Source organism: Streptomyces sp. NPDC001536, assembly GCF_042894505.1.
Lineage (GTDB): Bacteria > Actinomycetota > Actinomycetes > Streptomycetales > Streptomycetaceae > Streptomyces.
Map to the genome: position 1 here is coordinate 1 of NZ_JBIAVQ010000043.1, position 4,270 is coordinate 4,270.

3 protein-coding genes and 1 pseudogene are annotated in these 4,270 nt (G+C 66.7%); 2 read left to right on the forward strand and 2 right to left on the reverse strand.

The window, feature by feature from the left end; all coding sequences use genetic code 11:
- The first annotated feature begins 226 nt into the window (after nt 1–226).
- Together ACFY0U_RS45600 and ACFY0U_RS45605 are read left to right on the forward strand one after the other, a co-directional pair.
- Nucleotides 227–2,056 carry a hypothetical protein gene (locus ACFY0U_RS45600; protein ID WP_388646452.1) on the forward strand — a complete coding sequence of 610 codons (1,830 nt, stop codon included), beginning with the start codon at nt 227–229 and terminating at the stop codon, nt 2,054–2,056.
- A 37-nt stretch (nt 2,057–2,093) separates the two neighbouring features.
- Nucleotides 2,094–2,780: a DUF1883 domain-containing protein gene (locus ACFY0U_RS45605; protein WP_388646455.1), complete on the forward strand. Its 687-nt coding sequence runs from the start codon at nt 2,094–2,096 to the stop codon at nt 2,778–2,780.
- A 415-nt stretch (nt 2,781–3,195) separates the two neighbouring features.
- On the opposite strand, the gene ACFY0U_RS45610 is transcribed toward ACFY0U_RS45605, so the two are convergent.
- Both ACFY0U_RS45610 and ACFY0U_RS45615 read right to left on the reverse strand, forming a co-directional pair.
- Nucleotides 3,196–3,588, reverse strand: a complete 393-nt coding sequence (locus ACFY0U_RS45610) for a hypothetical protein (protein WP_388646458.1) — start codon at nt 3,586–3,588, stop codon at nt 3,196–3,198.
- 29 nt (nt 3,589–3,617) lie between these two features.
- Nucleotides 3,618–3,869: pseudogene (locus tag ACFY0U_RS45615) on the reverse strand (transposase family protein); the annotation flags it as partial.
- Between the last annotated feature and the right edge of the window lie 401 nt (nt 3,870–4,270).

The window sequence follows — 4,270 nt, forward strand, 5'->3', positions numbered from 1 at the left end:
ATACCGGCACGACCTGCTCGACGGCTTCATCGCCGAAACTCAGCTGATCACGACGCCGCCATGACGTCACCCCGAACCGAAAACCTCAGTAGCGGCGGCCGGGCCGCGTCGTATGCCTGATCTCCGGCGCGTGCTGTGATGTCCTCCGGCCGGCTGCGATTGTTCTGGGGGCAGGCCGCATAATCCTTGCGTGTCCCAGATCCCCGTCCCGATACCGTCGGGATCCGTGCCCGCAGGCGTGCCTGGCTGGCTGACTGCCGACGCCGAGCCGTGGGCGAGGCTGCGTCCGGAGTCCTGGGCGAGGCCGAAGTGGTCCGTTCTGGCCCTGATCGTCGCTGTGGTGTGGGCGATCGTGGTGGAGCCGGAAGCGCCGTGCAGCGAGATGGCGCCATGTGGTCCGGACTGGGGCGGCATGGTCCAGATGGGCCTGGCGGTCGGCCTTTTGTACTGGTTCGCCAAGCTGCCGGAACTGGCTCTGATCACCGCGCCCGTCCTGGCGGTCATCGTGGCGCGGTGGGAACTGTCGGGCGTCGGTTGGGTGTCGCGGGTCGCGAACCTCGCCGTGATCGCGGCGCTGGCCTTCGGCTGGGCCGCGGCATGGTCACGGCTGGCCATGCGACGCGGGCAGCGGCAGATGGCCGAGCGGAGCGCGGGGATGCGGCACCACTTGCCCGAACCCGTCGGTCCGTTGGTACGCGGGAGCATCCCGATCGTCGGTGCGCTGATCCTGTGCGCGGTGGCCATCGGATTCGTCGCCATGGGTCTGCGAGGAATCCGCGCCGACGAAGACCATGCGGACCGCGCCGTGCGGACCACCGGGCGGGTGATCGGCCAGGGCGAGGAGTCGGTACGCCTGCGCACGGCGGACGAACACCGCGTCGTCGTCAGTGCGGCCTTCCCGGAGGACTATCGCATCGGTGGCACGGTGACCGTCCTGGAGGACGGATCCTGGCGGCGCCTGGCCGCCGAGCCGTACGACGCCTTCGGCTGGCAGTTGCTGACGCTGGTCGCCGTACTGCCCGGCCTGTCGCTGCTCACCGTGGGAATCCTGGCCCGTGGGCGAGCCGCGGCACTGCGTCGTGCACCGGTACCGGTTCTGCGGGTGCTGGAGAGTTCCGTCCGCGACGTCGGGACCCTGGTCTACGCGGCCGACGACACCGCCGGGCGTACGCCGTTGCTGGAGTGCTACTGCGTGCCCGTGCTCCCGGAGGGTGAGATCTCGGAGGCGGCGGAGGACGAGGCAGAAGGGGTGTTCGACGACGAGTCCCCTGACTCCGATGAGCGGTTGCATGAAGCCGTGATGTTCGGGACCCCGTACGAAGGGGGCGAGCTGGTCCTCGTCACGACCGATGGGGAAGGGAATCCGCTGGTGATACGGACGGCCAGCCCCGTCCGTCTGCCACAGCCCGACAAGGGCCCGGCAGCGGAGGGCGCCGCGATCACGGATGCGGCCTCCGACTGTGCGGCGAAGGCGCTGCGTCAGGCGCGCGCGGAGCAGATTGCCGAGGGCCTCGATCCCACCGGAGTGCCGATGCACTGGGGGCCGGGTGCGATGGCCCGAGCGGGGGGCCTGGTGTTCGCTGCGGGCATCGTGGCCGCGTGCTGGTTCTTCGTCAGGACACTGGTAACGGAGGGCTTCAGCTGGAACGTGGTCCCGCTGCTCGGGCTGCTCCTGGCGATCGGCCCGGCCGCCACTCTCCTCAACTGGCGCGCCACCGTGGACAGCACAGGTCTCTGGCTGACCCGGGCGTGGAAGGTGCGGCATGTGCCGTGGGAGCGGCTGCGGTCCGTCGAGTACACCGAGGAAGGCAACGTCGAGATCCGCCTGTCCGGCGGGGACATCTGGCAGTTGACCGCGCTCGGCTGGCCGTGGGCCGAGCGACGGCTGCGTATACGGCCGTCGTACGTACGCATGGCGGAGGAAATCACGGCCCTGCGTGACCACCCGGAACTACGCCCAGCCGAGCCCAGCCGACCGGGAAACCAGGGTCGGCCCTTGGCGCCCTTCCTGCTTCTGCTGGTCGGCCTTGCCGCCCTTGTCGCGATCTGGAGGTGATCGAGTCCCCGATTGTCAGTGCGGATCCTTAGCCTGGATGGGACCGCCCGCACCAGCAGGAGACCCTGTGGAGCACGTCTTCAAGGACCTTGGCAACCTCAGAAAGGGGTCCACGGTCGTCGTCACTTTGCGCAATCAAGCCAACGTGCAGGTGATGACTCGCAGCGAGTACGGCAACTGCAAGTCGGGCCGGAGATACCGGTACCTCGGCGGCCATGTCACACGATCCCCGTTCGAGGTAACCGTACCCAGCAATGGCCATTGGGTTGTCGCGATCGACCTCGGCGGCCGCTCCGGACGCATCGCCGCGTCGTTCGCGGTGCAACCGCCACCACGAGGGTTTTTGCCCCCGGCCGGTGGGCAGCAGCGAAATCCCGCGCGGGCAGTCGCCCTGCACGAGCCGGTGGAACCTGTTGGAGACGTACTGGGTGGACAGACCTGGGACGTGTTCATCTCCCACGCTTCCGAAGACAAGGCGGCAGTTGCACGTCCGCTACTTCAAGGACCCAGGTCATGTCACTCTCGGATCGTGCATGACGCGTCTGCCGTACCGTGGCGAAACCCGAAAGTACCAAGGCGATCAGTGAGACGATCAGTGAAGCGGCGTTGTACATGGTGCCACCCGGTTCAGTGTTCGGAGCTCGGAGCGCTGGGAACGCCAGCAAGGCATGTACGGAGAGCAGTTGCTGGCAGCGAACCCAGCGAGGGACTGGCAGCAGTGTGAACCCCGTCGAAACCCTCAACAAGGGGGCCTCGTATGGGCGTTGACTGGGGCGACAGGTGGGTCTCCAGATGTGTTCGGCAGGGCGTTACAGCGAAGCGCCGATGCTGAGGTCCCGTGCGAAGTGCAGCTGCGCCTTGCGATCGTCGGCCGCCCGGACGAAGATCACTTCGCCCCCACTGACCCGCGTTTGGCGAGTTATGCGGCTCCTGCTCGGTGATCCTCGATTCCACATAAAGCAGGAGGTGCAGTACGACTTGGGCCAGTCAGTCTTTTCCAACCTGAGGTTGCAGGTCACAAGGCTGGCGTGGCACGGGGCGGGACGCTCGGGCTGGCTGGGTCCTTGATCGACAGCATGTGATGGTCCGCCGGCGGGAGGGTTGCACCGACATCAGGATCGTGCTGCTCTTCGCGTGTCCTACCAGTACGTGGCCGGTCCCGTGATGACCCAGCCGGCGTCGGTGGGCCTGACCCAGAAGCCCAATGCCACCTCGATCATCTGCGCGCGATAGGTGATCTCAGCGTAGACATGGCTGCCGGTGTGGCCCCAGCGGAAGTCCGCGAGATTCAGTTCGCCGAGCCAGGACAGATCCTGCTCCCACTCGTCGACAGCAGGGCTTCCGCTCGCCTCGTCCCCATCGGCGCTTGCTTCGACAGACCCGGTCCACAGCGACTTGAGCACATGACGGACCGGGTGGTGATCGATGAGCTGTTCGGCCTCAGGGATCCTTCCGGCTCGGAGCAAGCTGACGTAGCGGCGAACGACAGCTTCGACGTCCGCCTTGGCAGGGTGCTCCGTCCAGATCCTCATCGCGAGATCATACGAGTTCGGCAACTGCCTCAGTCTGAGCTGGCCAGTTGGAGGGTGAGGACGGCTTGGACGACGTTCGTGATCCGGGTCGTTGAACAGCGGAGTTTGCGGAGGAGCCGCCAGGACGTGAGGGTGGCGATGGCTTGTTCGACCAGTGCCCGGATCTTGGCCTGAGACCGGTTGACGGCCTGCTGGCCGATGGACACCTTCTCCCACCGGCCTCGGAAAGGGTGACGCACCGTCCCGCCTGCGTCCTGGTAGCCCTTGTCCGCCCAGCAGGTGAAGGCGCGCAGGTTCCAGGAATCCCGGAAGCCGGGCCACGAGAACCCGTACGCGAGTCCCCGAATAATAGGGCCTTGCATACGGGTTTCCGACCGTCGATCAAACATCACCGGGTGCTTCGGGTAGACGGGGCAGGGCCCGAAGCCTGTTCCGTTGTTGGCCGGGTGGGCGTGGCGCTGACCCCGGAGCGTGCAAGCCGCCTCCGTGCCCGGCACAGGACTTCACGCATGTGCAGTCCTGGATCTCATTTGGGAGCCGCCGGTGTGGGCGATCTGAGGTGAGCAACCGACGAATTTCGCCGACCTGCTAGTGTGCTGCGCCTGAAATCCCGGGCTTAAATCTGTCGCGGGTTACCGCTGGCTGGAGGGGTGACCTTGGCGAGGTACTCGGCGAGCGAGTT